At 48.9% G+C, this 20,688-nt stretch carries 19 protein-coding genes; 10 read left to right on the top strand and 9 right to left on the bottom strand.

What is annotated here, in order from left to right; genetic code table 11:
- Positions 1–153: 153 nt before the first annotated feature.
- From ACES2G_RS03440 to sfsA, 3 genes are all read right to left on the bottom strand, one after another.
- The gene (locus ACES2G_RS03440) at positions 154–924 is read right to left on the bottom strand and encodes a murein L,D-transpeptidase catalytic domain family protein (protein WP_347359532.1); all 771 of its coding nucleotides are present in this window, start codon (positions 922–924) and stop codon (positions 154–156) included.
- Between the two features lie 204 nt (positions 925–1,128).
- Positions 1,129–2,175, bottom strand: a complete 1,047-nt coding sequence (locus ACES2G_RS03435) for an NAD(P)-dependent alcohol dehydrogenase (protein WP_347359531.1) — start codon at positions 2,173–2,175, stop codon at positions 1,129–1,131.
- Between the two features lie 11 nt (positions 2,176–2,186).
- The gene (sfsA, locus tag ACES2G_RS03430) at positions 2,187–2,918 is read right to left on the bottom strand and encodes a DNA/RNA nuclease SfsA (RefSeq protein WP_374001347.1); all 732 of its coding nucleotides are present in this window, start codon (positions 2,916–2,918) and stop codon (positions 2,187–2,189) included.
- A gap of 334 nt (positions 2,919–3,252) precedes the next feature.
- Between sfsA and ACES2G_RS03425 the strand changes: the two genes are divergently transcribed.
- The 3 genes from ACES2G_RS03425 (at position 3,253) to ACES2G_RS03415 (ending at position 7,175) form a co-directional block, all read left to right on the top strand.
- Positions 3,253–4,857 carry a 2-oxo acid dehydrogenase subunit E2 gene (locus ACES2G_RS03425; protein WP_374001346.1) on the top strand — a complete coding sequence of 535 codons (1,605 nt, stop codon included), beginning with the start codon at positions 3,253–3,255 and terminating at the stop codon, positions 4,855–4,857.
- 66 nt (positions 4,858–4,923) lie between these two features.
- A complete protein-coding gene (gene lpdA / locus ACES2G_RS03420) occupies positions 4,924–6,345 on the top strand; it encodes a dihydrolipoyl dehydrogenase (protein WP_374001345.1) in 1,422 nt (473 codons plus the stop codon).
- A 185-nt stretch (positions 6,346–6,530) separates the two neighbouring features.
- Positions 6,531–7,175 (top strand): hypothetical protein, encoded by a 645-nt coding sequence (locus ACES2G_RS03415; RefSeq protein ID WP_374001344.1) that lies wholly within the window; start codon positions 6,531–6,533, stop codon positions 7,173–7,175.
- Here the strand turns inward: ACES2G_RS03415 and ACES2G_RS03410 are convergent.
- Entirely contained in the window at positions 7,172–7,906 is a 735-nt protein-coding gene (locus ACES2G_RS03410) for a hypothetical protein (protein WP_347358765.1), read from the bottom strand. The two genes, ACES2G_RS03415 and ACES2G_RS03410, sit on opposite strands and share 4 nt — an antisense overlap.
- A 154-nt stretch (positions 7,907–8,060) precedes the next feature.
- Between ACES2G_RS03410 and ACES2G_RS03405 the strand changes: the two genes are divergently transcribed.
- A complete protein-coding gene (locus tag ACES2G_RS03405) occupies positions 8,061–8,849 on the top strand; it encodes an SdiA-regulated domain-containing protein (RefSeq protein ID WP_374001343.1) in 789 nt (262 codons plus the stop codon).
- On the opposite strand, the gene ACES2G_RS03400 is transcribed toward ACES2G_RS03405, so the two are convergent.
- A complete protein-coding gene (locus tag ACES2G_RS03400) occupies positions 8,850–9,599 on the bottom strand; it encodes a tyrosine-protein phosphatase (RefSeq protein ID WP_347358763.1) in 750 nt (249 codons plus the stop codon).
- A 111-nt stretch (positions 9,600–9,710) separates the two neighbouring features.
- On the opposite strand from ACES2G_RS03400, the gene ACES2G_RS03395 reads away from it, so the two are divergent.
- From ACES2G_RS03395 to ACES2G_RS03380, 4 genes are all read left to right on the top strand, one after another.
- Positions 9,711–10,367, top strand: a complete 657-nt coding sequence (locus ACES2G_RS03395; protein ID WP_374001342.1) for a hypothetical protein — start codon at positions 9,711–9,713, stop codon at positions 10,365–10,367.
- Positions 10,339–10,587: a hypothetical protein gene (locus tag ACES2G_RS03390; protein ID WP_347358761.1), complete on the top strand. Its 249-nt coding sequence runs from the start codon at positions 10,339–10,341 to the stop codon at positions 10,585–10,587. Before ACES2G_RS03395 ends, ACES2G_RS03390 begins: the two co-directional genes overlap by 29 nt.
- Before the next feature lie 241 nt (positions 10,588–10,828).
- Entirely contained in the window at positions 10,829–11,818 is a 990-nt protein-coding gene (locus ACES2G_RS03385) for an extracellular solute-binding protein (RefSeq protein WP_374001341.1), read from the top strand.
- A gap of 2 nt (positions 11,819–11,820) precedes the next feature.
- Positions 11,821–14,016 (top strand): TonB-dependent receptor family protein, encoded by a 2,196-nt coding sequence (locus tag ACES2G_RS03380; RefSeq protein ID WP_374001340.1) that lies wholly within the window; start codon positions 11,821–11,823, stop codon positions 14,014–14,016.
- A gap of 78 nt (positions 14,017–14,094) precedes the next feature.
- Here ACES2G_RS03380 and ACES2G_RS03375 read toward each other — a convergent pair whose 3' ends face one another.
- Positions 14,095–15,066 (bottom strand): sterol desaturase family protein, encoded by a 972-nt coding sequence (locus ACES2G_RS03375; RefSeq protein WP_374001339.1) that lies wholly within the window; start codon positions 15,064–15,066, stop codon positions 14,095–14,097.
- A gap of 146 nt (positions 15,067–15,212) precedes the next feature.
- Here ACES2G_RS03375 and ACES2G_RS03370 point away from each other — a divergent pair, with 146 nt between their 5' ends.
- On the top strand, positions 15,213–16,526 hold the full coding sequence (locus tag ACES2G_RS03370; RefSeq protein ID WP_374001338.1) for an imelysin family protein: 1,314 nt from the start codon (positions 15,213–15,215) through the stop codon (positions 16,524–16,526).
- A gap of 164 nt (positions 16,527–16,690) precedes the next feature.
- On the opposite strand, the gene ACES2G_RS03365 is transcribed toward ACES2G_RS03370, so the two are convergent.
- A complete protein-coding gene (locus ACES2G_RS03365; protein WP_374001337.1) occupies positions 16,691–18,319 on the bottom strand; it encodes a hypothetical protein in 1,629 nt (542 codons plus the stop codon).
- Between the two features lie 176 nt (positions 18,320–18,495).
- Here ACES2G_RS03365 and lipB point away from each other — a divergent pair, with 176 nt between their 5' ends.
- Positions 18,496–19,185 carry a lipoyl(octanoyl) transferase LipB gene (gene lipB, locus ACES2G_RS03360; RefSeq protein WP_347358755.1) on the top strand — a complete coding sequence of 230 codons (690 nt, stop codon included), beginning with the start codon at positions 18,496–18,498 and terminating at the stop codon, positions 19,183–19,185.
- 28 nt (positions 19,186–19,213) lie between these two features.
- Here the strand turns inward: lipB and ACES2G_RS03355 are convergent, their stop codons facing one another.
- Positions 19,214–20,092 (bottom strand): hypothetical protein, encoded by an 879-nt coding sequence (locus ACES2G_RS03355; protein WP_347358754.1) that lies wholly within the window; start codon positions 20,090–20,092, stop codon positions 19,214–19,216.
- 130 nt (positions 20,093–20,222) lie between these two features.
- A complete protein-coding gene (locus ACES2G_RS03350; protein WP_347358753.1) occupies positions 20,223–20,654 on the bottom strand; it encodes a DoxX family protein in 432 nt (143 codons plus the stop codon).
- Positions 20,655–20,688: the final 34 nt, after the last annotated feature.

The raw sequence follows: 20,688 nt of genomic DNA, 5'->3' as shown, positions 1-20,688 counted from the left end.
TCGGATTAAATACAAATAAGCTAAGTCTCGTTTATAAAACTCGACCAAAGGCATGTCAGACTGAAAGAAGAACACAGAATAAAAGAAGCTCATAGGACTTTTTATCGGAGGAATGCCGTCGTCCTATGAGCTTTAAAAAAACGAACTGAATTATTATTTAAATGCATAGAGCAAACTGCCGCCCTTGATCAGGTTGATGACCTTGTCGCGGTTGGCTTGGGATACCGCCGGGCAACCCCAACTGCGGCCCTGGATCACAGTTGAATCCTGAACATAGCTGGCCCCGTGAACCACAATGGCGCGAGAGCGCGCATTGGAGTTGGTGGAAGACAGCCCATCCAGGCGCAAAGAGTAGCCGTTGCTGCCTTGGTAGGTTTCTGCGGTTTTATAGGCCCCTAATGAAGAAGCATTCGAACCAGACACGTTACTGAATTTTTCAGCAAATCCGTCGTGGTCGCTGTCAGATCCTTTTCCATGGGACACATGCACATTCCACACTGCCCCGGTTTTCATATCGATAAAATACCAGCGTTTTTGCGAGGATTTCTGACTGAAATCCAAAACCGAGATCACAGACTGATTCTTAAACTGGGTCTTGTTCTTATGGAAGTACAACACCGCCGCCTTCAATCCCGCTGTCGGTACGATATGGTTTGGATCAAGATAGTCGTACTGTTTTAAAATCGCCTCGTCCCCGTCCACAACCTCGTCAGGCACAGTCGGAGTTGGTGGTGTTGTTACCGTGGGAGGTTCAACAACCCCCGGAGTTTCAGTACTGCCTTGCGAGTTATTGCCTTCACTAGGCATCTCGGCAGTCGGTTCGTTATTCGGGTCGTCCGGCAACACGGGAAGCCCAGGTCCGCACGCTGCCAGTAAAAATGTCGTGGAAAGTACCAAGAGTGTTTTTGAGTTTATAAGAGCCATGGTGATCCTCCGTGATAGTTCACGGAAGGCAGATCGGCCGCTCATATTTGAAACTTTAAAGACCGAAGAACTGGCTGAATACTGGTCAGACTTTCAGAGGGAAAGTGTCGAGATTTCAGACACTCTCCAGACCTTGGAAAAGGCCTCAAAAATAAGGGCGAGGATCACCTCGCCCTCTCTGAATAATCATTTTACGAACGCGTCTTACTTCAAAGAAGCAATATCAATCACGAAACGATATCGCACATCACCCTTGAGCATTCTTTCATAGGACTCATTGATTTTGTCGATGTTAATCAACTCGATATCAGAGGTGATTCCATGATGAGCACAGAAATCCAACATCTCCTGAGTTTCTTGAATTCCCCCGATCAAAGATCCGGCCAGACTGCGACGCCCGCCGATCAGAGGGAATGCATGAATGGCTTCCGGCTTGTCAGGCACCCCCAACAACACCATGGTTCCGTCGCGCTTGAGTAGTTGAAGGTGAGCATTCAGGTCAATCGGTGCAGACACAGTGTTGATAATCAAATCAAAGCTGCGATTGTATTTCTTGAAGGTCTCTTTTTCAGAGGTGGCAGCGTAATTGTGCGCTCCCAGGCGATGTGCATCGTCCTTCTTCTTATTGGAAGAACTGAGCACCGTAACCTCTGCCCCCATCGCAGCAGCCAACTTCACGGCCATATGACCCAGGCCACCCAACCCCATCACTGCCACTTTCTTACCAGGGCCGGCTTGCCAATGACGAAGCGGCGAATAGGTTGTAATTCCCGCACACAAAAGCGGAGCCGCTTTATCCAAGGGCAACTTTGGAGAAATCTTCAGAACAAAGTCTTCATTCACCACAATCTGAGTGGAATACCCGCCTTGAGTGACCGTCACACCGTCTTTTTCAACAGAGTTGTAAGTGCCGACAGAACCATTTTCACAGTACTGCTCAAGCCCTTCCCCACAAGACGGACAAGTACGACAGGAATCCACCAAACATCCCACCCCGACCGAGTCGCCCACTTTGAATTTCTTCACGGAGCTTCCGACGCTGATCACCTTTCCCACGATTTCGTGGCCCGGAACCATCGGGAATTTAGAGCCACCCCACTCATCACGCACCTGGTGCAGATCTGAATGACAGACGCCGCAGAAATGAATGTCGATTTGGACATCATGAGGTCCCGGTTGACGGCGTTCAAACTTGTAGGGCTTCAAAGGTTCTTTGGATTGATAGGCGGCATAGGCGTTCACTGGAATCATCACAACACTCCTTACAGTTTAAGCGGAAGAACTGTCTCTGATAGTTCAATGGCTTCCGGGGTCAAGTCCAGCACAAGCGGCGAAACCTTCACACCTTTTTGATGAGCCTCCCGAAGCAAACGGCCATACTCAGGATCGATATCATCTGCCGGAGCAAACGTTCCGCAGTCGTGACGTTGAACAGTGAAAACAATTTCAGCAGTGTGCCCTTGATCCATCAAAGCCATCAGCTCACGCAGATGCTTTTGCCCCCGCTCAGTCACAGCATCCGGGAATTTAGCCACGCCATCTTCCCCTAAAGTCACATTCTTCACTTCGATAAAATGCAGGGACTCGCTGCCTGTTTTCTTCAACGCAAAATCCAAACGGGTCTCTGCGCTGATCTTGTATTCAGGCTTCACCTCATCAAAACCCGCCCAATGGGCAAAAGTGCCAACGACCTCTTTTTTGTGACCCACGACATGCTGTAAAGTCTCACGCACCACGGTGTTCGGTGTGGCGGTGTTAACCCCTACCCACGCTCCCGTTGGAGATTTGATCATTTCCAATGTGAACTTCAGCTTGCGTTCCGGATTGGTGCTTTCAGAGAACAGACAGTGCTGTCCCGGATTGTTCACGCTTTTTAGGCTGCCCGTGTTAGGCACATGGGCTGTGATGGTCTGGCCTTTCCACTCAATGTCTGCAAAAAAGCGCTTATAGCGTTTTAGGAAAATACCTTCTTGCAACTTGCTGTGAAACTTCATGAAAACCTCATTTGAAAATCGAATTCTTTTTCATGAAATTAGTCTGGGAGGCGCCCTTTTGTCGATTCCTTTCAAGTCCCACCCGACACCCTACAGCTTTAGGGCCTCCCTGCAAAAATGACACTGTTGCGTAGCAGCTCAAAAGAGCCCTCCAGATAACCACTTATGCGGGGCGTTAATGGGTGCAAATGCTCTACCGTGAGCATAGAACGGGATGCTGCTCGCAACCTGCTATTTATATCTTCGCAGAGGTGTCTTTATCGCGAAGGGCGCGAGCTCTGGTTTTGATTTATTTTTATTTAAGTTATGCAACAAGGAAAGGAACTTTCTCAACATGGCAACTGATGTAAAACTGCCCGAACTTGGTGAAGGTGTTACTGAAGGTGAATTGGTAAAATGGTTGGTAAAACCAGGCGATTCTGTAAAAGCTGATCAGGCTATCGCAGAGGTATTGACCGACAAGGCAACGGTTGAAGTTCCGTCTCCTGTTGCTGGCGTAGTTAAAGATTTGAAATTCAAAGCCGGCGACGTTGTTAAGGTCGGCTCCACCATGATCACTCTTGATGGTGCAGGCGCTGCAAAACCAGCGGCTCAACCGGCAGCGGCAAGTACTGGGTCGGCTCCGGCAAAACCTGCGCCTTCCGCGGCTGCCGCCGCAGGTAAGGCTCAAGACGTAAAACTTCCTGAATTGGGTGAAGGCGTTACCGAGGGCGAACTTGTTAAATGGTTGGTAAAACCAGGTGACTCGGTAAAAGCAGACCAAGCGATTGCTGAAGTTCTGACTGACAAAGCTACTGTGGAAGTTCCGACTCCAGCAGCTGGTATCGTCAAAGAATTGAAATTCAAAGCCGGTGAAGTTGTTAAAGTCGGCTCCACGATGATCACTCTTGAGGGTGCGGGCGGCGCAGCAGCTCCGGCTCCAACAGCTTCTGCACCGGCAGCAGCCCCTGCGGCGGCTCCGGCTGCTAAAGCAGCTCCGGCAGCCGTGACTTCCACTTCTGCTGGTATCCATCCTCCAGTTGCGGACTCCAAAGTATTGGCAACTCCGGCTACACGCCGTCTGGCACGTGAAATGGGTGTTGATATCAACTCCCTTTCCGGTACTGGTCTTGCGGGTCGCGTGACTCGTGAAGATGTGATGTCTTCCGGTGGTGGTGCAGCTCCAGCGAAAGCGGCAGCGGCTTCCACAGGTTCTATCTCTATTCCAAAACCAGCTTACCAAGGCCCAGCAGGTGCTGCGGAAGAGCGCGTTCCATTGATCGGTATCCGTAAAAAGATCGCTGAAAACATGCAGCGTTCTAAACACGTGATCCCTCACTTCACCATCATGGATGAAGCGAAAGTGGATGCGATGGTTGCACTTCGCGAAGGTCTGAAAGAACACGCTGAGAAGAACGGAACGAAGATCACTTATCTTCCAATCGTGATGAAGGCCTTGATCGCAACGATCCGCGAATTCCCGATGTTCAATGCATCTATCGACGATGCGGCTGGCGAAATCGTTTACAAAAAATACTTCAACCTTGGTTTCGCGGCAGACACTCCAAACGGACTTGTTGTTCCTGTGATCAAGAATGCAGACCAAAAATCCATCTTGGAAATTTCCAAAGAGATCTTGGATCTTTCCAAACGTGCTCGTGACGGCAAGTTGAAACCAGACGAAATGAAGGGTGCAACTATCACTGTGACGAACATCGGTTCTATCGGTGGTACTTATGCAACTCCTGTTATCAACCACCCTGAAGTGGCGATCCTGGGCATGTACAAAATCGACGAGAAGATCGTTCTGAAAAACGGTCAGGTTTCTGCAATCAAAGTGATGAACTACACAATGACTGCGGATCACCGTTTGATCGATGGCGCTGTTGCTGCAAGATTCCTTGCTGCCTTCATCGGCCGCATCGAAAACCCAGGCAAACTTTTGGTGGAGTTGGTTTAAGCCGGCTCGCCGGAGGAGGCTGAAGCGCCGGCAGGTGTTTCAGCTGGACTTAATTGGAGATTTATTATGCAAAATTTTGACGTAGTAGTAATTGGTGCGGGTCCTGGCGGTTATGTCGCTGCGATCCGCTCTGCACAACTTGGTTTTAAAACAGCAGTTATCGAACGTGAATTCCTGGGTGGCGTGTGCCTGAATGTGGGTTGTATCCCGTCCAAAGCCATGATCACAGCGACTCACCTTTTGCACAAAGCTCAGCACAATTTCAAAGAAATGGGCTTGAATATCAAAGGTGGCATCGATGTGGATATGAAACAGCTTGTGAAATGGAAGCAATCCGTTTCAGACAAGATGTCCGGCGGCGTGAACCAGCTTCTTAAAGGTTACGGCGTTACCATCATTAAGGGTGATGCTGAATTCAAGTCTTCCAAAGAAATCTCTGTGAAGTCTTCTGCAGGAACTGAAGCTGTTCAGGCGAAATACTTCGTTGTGGCAACAGGTTCCCGTCCGATTGAAATCCCCGGTTTCAAATTCGACGAAAAAGACATCTGCTCTTCCACAGGCGCTTTGGCGTTTGATACCATCCCTAAGCGCGTCGCGGTTATCGGCGGCGGCTACATCGGTCTGGAGATCTCTTCTTACCTGCGCAAGCTGGGCACTGAAGTGACTGTGATCGAAGCTCAAGCATCTTTGCTTGCGGGCGTGGTAGATCCGGATTGCGCTCAGATCGTGACTCGCAAGCTGACTAAAGCGGGCGTGAACGTTCTTTACGGAGCCAAAGCCAAAGGTCAGAAAAAAGTTAAAGACGGCTACGAAGTCACTGTTGAAATCAACGGTAAAGACGAAGTCGTTAAATGCGACAAGATCCTTGTAACTGTAGGTCGTCGTCCAAATGGCGATCAGGCAAACTTGAAAGCCGCAGGCATTCAGGTTGACGAGCGTGGCTTCGTAAAAGTCGATGCTCAACGCCGCACAAACGTTTCCAACATCTTTGCTATCGGTGATATCTGTGGTCAGCCAATGTTGGCGCACAAAGCATCCCACGAGGGTGTCTTGGTTGCTGAAGTGATCGCAGGCCACAACCGCGTTTACGATGCGAAAACAGTTCCAGCAGTTGTCTTCACTGACCCGGAAATTGCGGCAGCTGGCATGACTGAAGCTGAAGCGAAAGCCAAAGGTCACACCGACCTTCTGATCAGCAAGTTCCCGTTCGCAGCCAATGGCCGTGCGGTGAGCATGATGGAAACTGATGGTTTTGTAAAAATGATCGCAGATAAGAAAACCCACGTTTTGTTGGGCGTTCATATCGTTGGTCCGGAAGCTTCCAATTTGATCTCTGAAGCAGTTCTAGCGATCGAAATGGGTGCTCGCATTGAAGACTTGGCTCTTACCATCCATCCTCACCCAACACTGGGTGAAACAATGATGGAGGCCGCTGAAGCGACCTTGGGTCACGCGATCCATATCATTCAAAAACCTTTGAAGGCATAAGCTTTCGCAAAAAGGCCGACTGAAAAGTCGGCCTTTTTTTATTCTCTCCATTCGGCCGGGGAAGTAGACAATCAAGAGTTTTTTCCCACTTAAACATTACGAGCCTTACAAATCTGTAAGTAAGTTCAAAAATAGCTCCCTTCCCGCCCCTAATCCGGTAGAACTTTATTAAAGACGGATAGACTATGGAAATGGACCTTACACTAAATTCACCGACGGCAACTTATCGATCAAATTTGCTAGAGCTCTCGTCTATCCTGAAAAAAATGGGATATAACATTCGCCCTTTCGATCACGATCACCTGCCACACTTTCACCAATTGTCTACACGCAAACAATCTGCTGTGATTGCTGCCTTGGAAGCTTATTTAGGCGCATTGAAGTCTGAATACAAAACCGAGGACTTCAATCACGAACGCTTCGTTTTTCAGTTCCTGTTCCGGGTGGGTATCATTCCTTCGGAAGACTTGAACGACACCATTCATCGCGAAAAGTACATTCAGATCTACAACTCGGACCAACTGCAAATCTTCCGCTCTTTGAGCTGCTATGATCGTTGCTCTTTCACACTGGAACAGCTGACAACGCACCCATGGTTTGATCTTTGGGAGCGGGACAGTCTGTTTTACTATGCATTGTTTGGCTTGGCGTCGACGGCTTTGAAAGTGGTGAAGTTCACCAAACTTCGCCTGAACTTCCCATTCCATCGCGTGACAGAGCTCAACTCTGCCAATCAGTTTTCATTTGATTACAGAATCAAATCCCTGAGCGCACTGACCCGCCAAGGCAAACTGCAAGCGGCTTTGCTGATCGAAGACTGGAAATTTTAATTAATCCGCAACCAGGTCTTCTTCAAGTTCAAATCCCATAGCCGTTTCTGCAAAGGCTTCTTACGAGACTCCGTCGTATTATCTACAAAGAACACCTTAGAGGTGACTGTGCTTTTCAGAATAGAGCTGACATCCGCAAAGATGGCAAACCCACTTTGGCCAGGCTGCACGCCACTGTAAAGACCGCCATAACCCGTGATCCCGTTTGAGCTAAATCCTGTGAAAAGATTGGCGATGATCCCGGCACTGACTGCATCTGTTCCCAAGGCATATCCCAGCACCACTTTCGATGCTGCCAAATCCACATTCAGATACAGCTTTGAAATGCGACTGTCGCTTAAAGGGATAGAATACCAATTGTCGGTCTTCACCCCCATCACCGGGAAGAAGGTTCCATTCGGAAGCCCCCTTTCAGCCTTCAAAGAAGGAATCTGTGTCACTCGGGTGAAATTCACCAAAAGATCCACATCCGTCACCCCCGGAGCTGGCGAGTTCACCTGCAACATTCCCAGAATTTCCAGCGGACTGTCGGGATTATAGATCGGCAATTGGATATTCATGATCTGAATGCTATTGGAATCCAGATGGGTCTTCAGACCCACAAACAAGTTTCCTTGCTGTGTCTGGGTTGTCAGCTCGGCGCCCTTGATAACACTTTCCTGAGAACACGCGGCCAAACTCATTACTGCAGTGATAGCCAAAAACAGATGCTTAAACGGGGATGCAATCATTGTGAGTCTCCTTTGTTGCAATCGCGGATTAAGTTTCGGCAGGACTGGACTAGACTTAAGCCCCAACGGCACAATCTTTACAAAAAGGAAACAGAGCCAGAATAAGGTTCTATGAAATCCTGTCTCAGGATAAGACTGCACCCCGGGGGATTTGATGAAAACACTGAGCATCTTCGCAACGTTAGTTCTGTTATCCACATCTGCTTTTGCCAACGAACTAAAAGTGCTGCCTGAAGTGGGTGGAAACCTGTCCGGGATCACATACAATCCAGAAAGTGATTCTTACTTCCTGATCCAAAATAACTCCGGGACGATCTTTGAATACAAAGCGGACTTCACCAAGCCCTTGCGCGTGATTCGTCTATTGAATCTGCTGGATGACGACACCGAAGATATTGTCTATTTGGGAAATAACGAATTCGCTCTCAGCACCGAGTCCAATCACGTTCTGATTCTGAAGATCTCGCCCGGGCAAACCACTGTTGATGCGCGTGAATCTCGCGCCGATGTGCAACTGATGCAGCTTCCCCGCCCGGCAAAAAACAATAAAGGACTGGAGGGCGTCTGTTTTTCAAAGTCCCAGAATCTGCTCTTTGCTGTTCAGGAAAAAAAGCCCAAAAGAATTTTTCAATGGAAGCGCCCTCAAACCACCGACGACATCACCAATCCGGAACAACTGCGCCTGCGTGAGCCCTACGACACAGATGCCTTGCTAAAACATACCATGAGTGATCTTTCTGCCTGCTTCTATGACGATACCAAGTCTGAACTAGTGCTGTTAAGTCATGAATCTTCTCGCGTGATGCGAGTCAATGCTCTGGGAAAAGTCGTCAGCACTTTGGATCTGCCGCGCGAAGCCCCTCAATATGAAGGGCAGACCTTTGGGAAACAGGGCGAGCTGGTATTGGTCAGTGAACCCAATCTGGTGATGATTCTGAAGTAACTATTCCAGATACTTGTCCTGAAGAGCCTTCAGGCGCTCGGGAGTCAAATTGAACTCAGCCGCAAAATAGCGGTCCATACTGCCATAGCGCTGGTGGATCTCGTGAAAGGCCGCATCCAGGAAGTGTTCACGAACTGACATCAAATAGCGAAGCGTTTCAAGACTTCGGCTGGACAGCTTGTTCTCGCTTTGATTCAGAATCATATCGCGAAAAGGCTGCAAGGTCTGCTCCGTGCGCAGATAGTCTTCCACAACCACTTCTTTCTTCACTCCCAACGACATCAGCATCAACGCCGACCCGACACCGGTGCGATCCTTCCCGACGGCGCAGTGCTGAACCAACGCTCCATCTTGCAGCGGCTCGACACGCTCGAAAAGGCGCTTATAAGCAGTATTGGAAAATGGCAGTTGCTGATACAGGCTTTCCATAAAATTATTGGGAATGCCCTGCAGGCTTTCTTCTGCATAGAAGTCATGACCCGCCACTTTCACAGAATGAGAATCCGGATTCGCCGGGCAGCATTCATATTGAGCCCCCTTCCAGATCACATCTTTATCGTGTTCGGATTCTTTGACGTCACGATAGTCGTGAATCTGGGTTATGGCCAAAGCTTCTAACTGAGCACAGTCTTGCGATGTCAAACGAGACAGGGAGCCTGAGCGATACAAACGGTTCTTTCTTACGCGACGACCGTCGGCAGCCAAATATCCACCCATATCCCTAAAATTGATTCCGCCTTGTAGCTTCATTCCAGCTCCTTCCAGAAAAGACCATGATAACACGAAGCGCGTTTATTTCATTTTCATTTAGGGCCTTAGCCCGGAGCTTTCATGAAAACTTGTTGAATTGATGCATCAAAAATGGAAATTTTCCTGTCCATGAAAGCTTCTCTCGCATTTATTCTGACTCTAGCCCTGGGCTCTTCTGTATCTGCTGCCTGGGACCTGAATGACGTGTCCTACTTAATGCCTCTTCCAACCCATGTTGGAGGAGATAATCTTATGGGCATCCACACCCCCGGACGTAGTGGGCCTCTTTTGAATCCGGCCTTTCTGGGAACAATTCCCCCTTTGACTCCCGTGATGAATGAAGGGGATATCGCGGCTTCATTGCGAGTGATCGCGGTGCGCGTGGATCCGTGCTTCCCGCTGCCGACCCCACAATCCTGTCAAAAACAAATCCGCCTGGTGTGGCAGCCGATTGAACCCGGCTTCCGCGGGCGCGTGCAAAGTGTCGATGCAGCTCTGCACAGTTTTTACGTGCTTGAAGATCAGGAGTTCTCATCCTTGCTGAAAGACCTTGAGACCTGGAAGAAGATTCACCAGCTACAAACTGCGGGCCTGCCTTTGCAGATTCACCCAGCCTGGGCCCAACAAGCGGACAAGAGCCCTGCTTTGCTCGCCTTCAATGACATCGTGAAAAAATATGCGGGACCAGCGAATATCTCTCGTGTCACTGTAATGGTGGTGCGTGGCGGTGGCGATATGTATGATTTCTCCGGCGGCAACGGGGGATGATTCTTTCAATAAAGTTATCGGGAATTCCGATCGCTTGAAGGTTGGAAATGAAGAAATTCTGCGCAAAGAACTTCGCGCCATTTATCGCGCCGAAGATCCCCACAGCTTCAACCCTGAAAACATGGACTGCGCCAGCTGCCATGTCGCTCAGCCCGCCCGTGTTTGGCTGGAGCGTATAAAAATGCCGGTTACAACCTTCAAAACATCAGCCCCGGTTTGAAAAATACACAAATTATCAGGGCTTTTGGGTATTTTGGTGAAAACCCTGCCATCAGCCAAAGGGTCATTCACGAGTCCGCCGAGGTGGCAGATGCAATTAATCGCTATCTGAAGGCCCATTAGCACTTTCATTTGGTTTTCATCTTCAGTCACTTATCATTTAGGGCGACTTAACAATCATCAGTTGTGAATGCGCCTTAATTTGGGTATTTCCTGCGCCATAAACCAAAGGAGTTCCTTCCATGAAAAAGCTTATCGCTGCCGCTATCGTTTCTTTGACGGCTGTTGTTGCTTCTGCAGAAACACTGACAATCTACACAGACCGCCCTACGGCGCGCGTTCAGCCTATTGCTGATCAATTCAAAGCCCAAACAGGTGTTGATGTTGTTATCGTTGAAAAAGCTTATGCAGACGTTTTGGCACAAGTCCAAGCTGAAGGCGAAGCGACTCCTGCAGATCTTATCTTCACTAAAGATTTGGTTTTCCTTTCTGACCTGACTCAAAAAGGTTTGTTGCAGCCACTGACTTCTGCGGCTGTTAAGTCCCGCGTTGCTCCGGCAATGAAAGACCTTAACGACAACTGGATCGGCATCACTTACCGTGCACGTACTTTGGTGTATGCTCCAGATCGCGTAAATCCTTCTGAAGTTTCTGAATATGCAGATCTTGCTGATCCTAAATGGGCTGGCCGCGTGTGCATGAGAACTTCCAAAGGCACTTACAATGTTGCTTTGATCGCAAGCCTTGTTCACCACAAAGGTGCTGCTGCTGCGAAAGAAATCATGGCTGGCATCCTGGACAACTTGGCTGTTGACGTTTATCCGAATGACACGGCGATGATGACTGCAATGGCAAACGGTATCTGCGATATCGGTATTGCTAACACTTACTACCTGGCAGGCATGTTGGATCAAAATCCAAACTTCCCAATCAAGCCATTGTTCGCCAACCAAGACTCCACTGGCGCCCACGTCAACGGTTCCGGCGTTGGTATCGTGAAGTACTCCAAAAAAGCAGCTTTGGCTGAACAATTCATCTCTTTGATGTTGCAAGAGAACAACCAACTTTGGTTGTCTGGCAGCCACTTGGAATACCCAGCAGCTTTGGGTGTGACTCCAAACACTGTGATCAAGGACTGGGGTACATTCAAAGCGGATGCGACCAACTGGACTGTTATCGGTGAATCCGTTCCAGCAGCTAAAGAAATCATCAAGGAACTTGACTACAAATAATCATGAGCAAGTTTGTTTCTACACTTCTAGCTATTTCCCTCTTCGGCCTGTCTTCACAGGCCGAAGACGTTTCTGAGGTCTCCGCTTCCATGTCCGAACTGGGCGCAGTCAAGGTCATTGGCAGTTCCGAAGAGGAACTGACTCAACCAAACTCTGCACACTTCTTCGGCAAGGAAAAATTGGAGCAACAACAACAGACTGACGTCACCCGCGTCTTGAAGCAGATTCCTGGTGTTTATGTTCAGGAAGAAGATGGCTTTGGCCTTCGCCCGAACATCGGGTTGCGCGGAACTCATCCGCACCGCAGTCGTAAAGTTGTTATTCTTGAAGACGGTATTCTGATCGGACCGGCTCCCTACTCGGCTCCGGCGGCTTATTATACTCCGTTCATGAGTAAAATTGAGTCCCTGGAAGTCTTTAAAGGGGTCGCCTCTGTTCCTTACGGTCCCAATTCCATCGGTGGCGCGATCAACTACATCACCCGCAGCCTTCCCACTCAAAATCGTGCGGAAGTCGAAGTGGCTGGTGGCAGTTTCAATACGCAAAAATACCGTGGCAATCTGGGTTACGTCTGGGACCGTGGTGCTATCATGTTTGAAGGCACGCACCTGAAAACAGATGGTTTCAAAAAACTCGATACAGGTCGTAATACCGGCTTTGATAAGAATGATATTTTGATCAAAGGTGAATACCGACTTCCCGGCGACCGACAGCAGTCCATTTCCTGGAAGCTGGGCTATGCCGACGAGGCTTCTGATGAAACTTATCTGGGGCTGACCCTGGATGACTTCGCAAACTCTCCGTTCCGTCGCTATGCCGCTTCGGAAAATGACCTGATGAAGTTTGAGCATCAACAAGCACAGGTGACCTACAAGACTCAAATGACTTCCACTTGGGGTTTGTGGTCCACCATTTATCGCAACAATTTCCACCGTGACTGGGATCGTTTTAATAACTTCCGCGACACAACCATTGATGTGAACAAAGTTCTGCGTAATCCCACAACGGGCTCTAATCAGTTGTACTATGACGTGATCACCGGCCAGGCGGACTCTTCCAGCGTCGGCGCCGGAGCTGACATCGTTATGGCCAACAACGACCGATTCTTCTACAGTCAGGGTTTGCAGTTGGGTTCTTTCTCAGCTCACCAAGCTGGGGAATTCATGCATCAGGTCAGCTTGGGACTGCGCTTGCATGAAGATCAGATTCGCCGTGACCATACTGAGAACATCTTCGCAATGACCAATGGACGTCTGGTGCGCACGGCAGATCCTGAAAAGAACACAAACAAGACTCAGGATAAAACTCAAGCCGTCACCGTCACTGCTTCTGACGAGATTCTTTGGAATGCCTGGAAGTTCACAGCCGCAGGCCGCTTTGAAAGCCTGAACTATGAATCTTACAATGGCCTGACAGGCGTCACTACTGATGGCAGCCAAAGTGTCTTTGTTCCGGGTGTTGGAACTCTTTACCAGTTCAATGAAAATTGGTCCTGGCTTGCTGGTGTCAACCGCGGCATGAGTGCTGTGGGACCTGGCCAGACACAAAGTAACAAAGCAGAAGAAAGTGTGAACTACGAAACCGGTGTTCGCTATTCGAACGCGGACCGCGAGTTCTTTGCCGAAGCGATTGCCTTCCGCGCAGACTATAAGAACATCAAAGACACTTGTTCATTCTCTTCCGGGTGTACGGGTAATGCCCTTGATCAGGAATTTGATGGCGGCAAGGCTTTGATTCAAGGTCTTGAGGCGCGCTTTGCTCAAGGTTTCCAGTATAAGAACGTGTATCTGCCGGTCAGCTTGAACGTGACCGTGACCAAGGCGGAGTTTGCATCAGACTCTCAATCCACCAATCCTGAATGGGGTGTTGGGGCGATTCATTCTGGCGATCCTCTGCCGTACGTACCGCAAGCACAATACAGCCTGAGCTTCGGTACTCAGTACCGCAAGTACACTCAGGAAGTGATCCTGTCCTGGACTGGCAAAATGTACGACCAAACTGTCGAGACTGACCGTTCTGAAATTCCCGCTTACGGGGTTGTGGACTGGACGGCGAAATATCAATACAACAAACAGGGTAATTTCTATGCCCGTGTTGATAATATCTTCGACAATGACTACTTGGTTTCTTTGCGCCCGTTTGGCGCACGCCCAGGCAAAGCCAGAAGCCTTCTGGTGGGAATCAAACACACGTTCTAAACATGAACATCAACCACCGACCGAGGACCTGAGAGGGGCTTCGGCGGACGACGTTCGGTTTTTCTTGAGACTCTTACATTACTTTGGGGAAGGCTCGCGGGTTGAGCTTTTCTTTGGAAGCAACGCCAGGAATGGATCCTTGTAGTGATGCCACAAGGAGGTGCGGAATCTTTCGTTTAAGCCTACTTTTATTTTTCCTACTTGTTTTGAAAAGACCAGGGTGCCGAAGAAGGCGTCCCAGATGGCTAAGCTGACTCCGAAGTTTTTGTCGTAGTGGGATTCGTCTTTGGAATGATGCACTTGATGCTGAATCGGGCTGATCAGCAGTCTTTCCAAAGGGCCGAAGCTCAGTGGGATGTGACTGTGTCTTAGGTTGGCTCCGACCAAGTTAAACAGGAAACCGAAGCCGTTAATCCCCAGCAGGGTCCACAAAGAAAAGCTCGATCCGAAAAGGAAAATGAAAATGCCTGTCGAGGTTCCCAGGCTGAGGCTGTTACGGAAAATAGCCATGATGGATTCCACCGGATGGGCTCTATACAAAGTCACCGGGGTCAGAACGCGGGCACTGTGGTGTAATTTATGGAACTCCCACAGGAAGGGGACTTTATGCATCAACCAGTGGTGGAAAAATCTGAGGAAGTCGTCCCAGACGAAAACTCCCAAGGTGAATGCCAGTAAATAACCATTGTTCACCGGGATATTCAGGACCTCGTCATCGCTGAAGCGAACCAGTAAACGAATCACCATTTGTGAAATCACGAAACTGCATTCAAAGAGCGGTACAAAAAGAAAGCTTTTGAACAAAGCATTCAGGAAATAGATCAGATAGTCTTGCTTCGTGGAGTGATTCCACCAGTACTTTCTGCGCAAAACCCAGCGGCGTAACAGAGTCCCTAGAGGGGTTTTCTGCTGATGGGCCAGAATAAACAAAACCACCAGAATCAAAGCCAGACTGGACAGAATATTGACGTGATAAAGCCTTGAGGTGGGCTCATCAAACTGAAAGAGTAATTTTTGCAGCCTTGTCCAATTCTCGGGATTTTCCAGCATAGAGAGCTTCTAGCATAAAACACCGTGAAATGACACTGACAAGTCCTGATCCTCAATGGGCTTTCATTTACGTCCGGGGGGACTATGAAAAACTTGTCAGAACGGCAGGATTCAGGCAAAAAGAATCTTTGGGAAGTGAGGGTTTTATGAATGCAAAATCACTGATTTTGAAGATATCTGTTGGTGCTGTCGCCTGCCTGTTCATGGCGTCTTGTTCAGATTTTTTTGACACTAAAAAACCAACCACTTCCGGCGGGACTACTCCGGGCAACAACGTCAACAAACCTCAAGATGGCAACCTTCCGGGAGAATTCCAAAATCCCAACGAGGGTGCCTTTACTGAAGAAAAAATGCTGATCAATATCGGCGTGAATGTTCTTTCCCGCTCTGCTGATAATTTTGCTGCGACCGTTCCGGTATTAAAAAATTCTTTACGCCAGTACTGTGAGGCCCTGTCCAACGGATCCTCCACCCGACGCGAAGAAACTCAAGCCCAGCTGGACTGGGAACGTGCAATGCTGGCCTTCCACCAGTTGGAAGCCGCACCTTTTGGTCCCCTATTGGATGACGGCCGCCTTTTGAATGACTTTATTTATTCATGGCCTTACCTGAACACCTGTGACATCGACAAAAAAACTTATGAAAACTCCAACACTCCGATCAGCAGTGACCGCCTGTTGTTCAATGTGCGTGGCCTGAGTGCGATTGAATATCTTTTGTTTGAAAAGTCCCTGAAAAGCACCTGTAATCTGCGCGCAAATCCGGCTATGAAAGAATGGAATGAACGTCCTGCCTCTCAGAAAAAACTGGATCGCTGCCACTGGGCGCAAGAGCTGGTTAAGGATGTTGAAGCCAAGTCTGTCACCTTAAAGTCCCGCTGGTCCGTTACAGACGGCAACTTCACCAAGACACTCATCGATGGTTCCCGCTACAAGAGCATCAAGGAATCCATTAATGCCCTGACCGACGCCCTGGCCCACATTGAAAAACTTAAAGATGCGAAGCTGGGTGCACCTATGGGCCGTCACAAAGACTGCGCTGAAGACAAGTGCTCAAGCACTGTTGAACACCTGTATTCCGGCCTGTCATTGGGATCTGCTGAAGCCCAGCTAAAAGGTTTCCGTACGATCTTCACGGGAAGTTTCAGCAACAGCCAGCCTGGATTTGGATTGGATGACCTTCTGGAAAAGTCCGGCCGCAAAGATGTCGCAACCAAAGTACTTTCTGCACTGGACAAGGCCATCGCCTCTGTTCAATCTGCCCAGAACAATGGTTCGTTGTTCGATCAGATCGAAACTATGGACCCTGCACTTTGCAAAAAAACAACCATGACCGACCGTAAGGTTGAAATCTGCGCCGTTCACGCAGACGTCCGCGAGGTCGCCTTCCTGCTAAAAACAGAAGTCCTTGCCGCCCTAGCCCTGCGCGCACCACCAACTCACCAAGGCGACAACGACTAAGCTTCTGCAAAAAAACAAAGACCAACCCTGAGATCTAAGGTTGGTCAAAAGGGTTCAAGCGCAAGGCGGAGGGGTTTCTCCGAAACGGAGGCGTGCTCCAAGCACGTCGGAGAGAAGGAGGGGCCCCGACAACGCAGTCGATTGGGCCCTTTTCACCAACCGGCCTATTTTACGCAAGAGTAGTAAACTTCGTAGTTGCCCTGTGGCAGCATCTGGTCAAACACCAAGTTCAGACCTTCCATTTTTCTTGTGCCGTCATACACCTGACCGTCTTTCAGCACCAGAATCGAGCGCATTGCATCCACGACCGGAGCACAAGACAGAGTGATAGACTTCAAAGTCTTACGCACACCTTCGGCGATCCCTTGCACTTGAGCGGCATAATCCGTCGCACACACGTCCCCGATCACACCACCAGTCAGTTTGGAGATCTGCTCATAGCGGAAACCTGCAGAGTAACCTTCACCCTTCAAGCAAGCCTGATCACCAGGACGCGCGATGATAGAGTGGAAACTCATGGCCTTCTGTGCCCCGAAGCTGTCTTGAACGAACTTTACAAAGTTCGCAGGGTCATTTTTCGGTCCATTGGCGGATTCGTCCTCGTCCGAAATCACCACAACCGCAAGTTGGGAATCGTTACGGATGAAGTTGGCATTGCCACCACTGGAACTCAAAGATCTTTCAATTGCGCGATAAGCCGCCAAGATACCCTGCTCACTGCCACTGCCCGTTTCACTTCTTTGCAAAGTACTGCTCAAAGTGTTTCTGGCATCTGTGTCGTTCATGGATGAGGTCAAAATATACTGACCCGGTTTGTTTGCAAGCTGCACCAAGCGGCCATCACCCAAAGTCTTGTGAACCGGGTCTGTCGTTGTTACAGCAATCTGCCAATCAAGACCCTTCACTACATCCAGGAAGTTGCGCACACGGGACGCCATGCTTTTTTGTTCATATTCCATAGAGCCGGAGTTATCGATAACAAACAAGATGTCGACTTTTTGATATTCGTTCACACGGACATTGTTCACCATTTGTTTATACATGGAAGAAACTTTGAAACTGATGGATTTTTCAGAAGCATTGCCCACTTTGTCTTTTGCAGAAACTTTCAGAGAGTAATCCCCACCCGCCATTTTCGGGAAAGTGATTTTATTAGTTCCAGCAGCACAAGCCTTGGACGTTGTACCGAAGGAACATGTCACACTCGCCACCCCTGCTGGCACATCAGTGACGGTGAAGACAATCTCGACATCCAAACCTTCTTCCACCGGAGCCGAAGGATATTTGGCAAAGATGATTTCCGGACCGGCTTGGTCAATGTAGATGCTTCTTGTATAGCAGGCACTGGTTCTGCCGTCATGGTCGCGGAACTGAGCGCTGACCGGAACATTCTGATTGGTTTTGGAACTGTTCAGTGTTCCGGAATCCACATAATCCACCCATGCCCCGGTGGCACAAGTATCACCTTCCGAAACCTTCACATAAGCCGCTACAAACGGAGAGTAGAAATCCAAGGCCAGCTTGGTTGAGCCCGTCAGGGTGGCTCCTTTATTGATTTCCAGGCCTTCTTTTGCTTCAGGTGTGGTTGGCGTTGAGCCACCGCCGGCATTGCCACCAGTGCTGCCCTCGTCCGTGTTACCACCGGAGTTGCCGCCACCTTCTTCTGGATCTGTAACAACACTGAAGTCTCCGTTGTTGAGGTCTTGCTTAACCTCGGAGCCACCACCGTTATCAAGACATCCTGTCAACGCGAACATCGCAACCAAGATGCCCATCAGTCCTAGATTTTTCATAAGGTTCTCTCCCTGCTCATGTGATCCTGATTCCATTGTGGGGGTATCTTCTGGGGCTTTTCAAACGAATCTCATTTTGAAATTTTTGTGACTAAAGCCTTTACACACTCAAAAACATTGCTGTCTAAAGATTTCGCACTCTCCTCTGAATTGGACCTTTGAAGAGAATGCATGACATGTCCAAAGATCAGTGGCACAAAGAATTCATGGCTGATCTGATATTTCAGGATTGGGGTCTCATCGACTATGAAGAGGCTCTAAAAAAACAAAATGAGCTGGTGGAAAAGGTCCATAACGACGACCTTCCCGGCTATCTTGTCTTCTGCTCCCACCCACCAGTGGTCACTGTCGGACGTGCTACCAAGCCTGGAGATGTTTTTGCCTGGAATGGTCGCATAGTGGAAGTCACTCGTGGCGGCCGAGCCACCTATCATGGCCCCAGCCAGCTCGTCGTTTATCCAATTTTAAATCTGACCAAGACCCGTAAAGGCCGGCAAGAACGCGAAATCTCGGCCTATCTGCGTGTTTTGGAAGAAGCTATTGTTGATGTCGTTAAAAGCTACGGATTGAATGGTGTTGAAAGCCGTTCATCAGCAAAGACCGCCCAAGCCCCCGGAGAGGCCGACGAAACCGGCGTCTGGGTTCAGGGTAAAAAACTGGCATCCGTCGGTGTTGGCGTGCGCAAATGGGTCAGCTTCCATGGAGCCGCGATCAATATCGTTCACGATCCCAAAGCCTTCCAAGGCCTTCACCCGTGCGGCTTCACCTCAGACACTATGATCAGCCTGGAAGAGCTGCTCAAACAGCCCGTCCCCCAAACAGAATTTAAAGAAAAAATGAAAAGGCGTCTGCTGGAAGTTCTATAGCCATCCGGACGCCCCCGCTGATATATCCTCAGTCTTTGAAAGTGCCTTGCTGATCAAATCTTTCGAAAGCAATTTTAACAATTTGCTTCAATTGTGCTTCATGCAGATCGCGCAAAAGCTCATAGTTTTTGTCCAGGCCCGCGTCGTTGATGGTATTTCTGTTCGGCATAAAAAGATTCGACATCAATCCCTTGTCATAGGAAGTCGCCGCAGTTGTACAGCCGGAATCTGCACCACAAAGCACGATTTCATACCCCAGCTTTAGACCTGTATTTAGGACGATATCACCATTGAGAGTATTGGCAGAAGACGGCTCCCAATCTGCTTTGATTTTCATAAATGCCACTCCATCAACCTTCCCAACGATGGCTCTGCGGAATTGTGTGACATCCGTCATGGCATAGTTGGTCTCACGGCTGTCCCCATTGTAAGCCACCGCTTTAAAAGTTGTACCGGTCAGATCCCCCAGCAAAGCATTGATGTCTTCCATGCCCAAACTGACCAGATCTGAATTTGCATAGATAAATGGTTTAAATCCACGCGTCGTCAGCTCATCACGAATAGCATTGCTGGCACTCACCGCAAAAGGTCTAATCCAGGAGCCGGTGCTGTTGTTGAAGATCGAAGTATAGTAAGCCTCTTCATTTTTTTTAAGAGTGTTCGTTGTATCATAGATATATACAACCGGAAGAATCCCGACCTCTTTTGATTCCCGAGCCGTCAGCTTGGCACCAGGGTTCATCATGGCCATCTTGGATTTGATTTGCGCACTCTGATCCCCTGATTGGGAACGATAGTGATCTTCAGAGACCTCATCTGGCAACATGAGCAAAGTTGCACAGCCCACAACTGACAACAAACTTAAAGCCAGAACATTACCAACGAAAAAACGACTCGCAGACTTCATGACACTTCCTTTCATCTTTAATCTGCAAATCAGTGTAGGGATTTGAGAAAAGAGATACACCCCCAGAACAGGGGTGGTCCAGTCACCTAAATAGATGACTGGACAGAAGGTTTTCATCAGCGCTGAGAATTTATTTTTTGGAAGTGATTTTGTGATCAACAGACCAGCGGCCTGCCCCGTGAATCACGAAGAACAAGCTGGCAAACAGATAGAGCAATGACATTTCCTTTTTAATGAAAGGATCCGCACCGTGAACACCGAAGGCTGCCACCGCCATTGTGAACACAACAAAGGCAGCTGCCGGACGAGTTAGAAGACCCAGCGCCAACAAAATGCCACCTGCAAATTCAGCCAAACCAGCACACCATGCAAAGAATTCCGGCATAGGGAATCCCAGACCACGAACACCTTCCACCAACATTTCCGGCGGAGGCAATTTCCCCAGACCGTGAGAGAACGCCATAGTCAGACCGATAAACACCCGCAAAAGCGTTAGCGCCAAGTCATCATAGCTGGTGTTGAAATTTCTAGAAGCCATAATTTTCTTAAACAGAGATGCCATAAAAAGAATCCTTTCTCTCGATGTGTATTCGGAA

The sequence above is a fragment of the Bdellovibrio bacteriovorus genome (assembly GCF_041888015.1).
GTDB lineage: Bacteria > Bdellovibrionota > Bdellovibrionia > Bdellovibrionales > Bdellovibrionaceae > Bdellovibrio.
The sequence above is the reverse complement of the archived record's forward strand: the minus strand, read 5'-3'. Positions and strand labels throughout refer to the sequence as shown.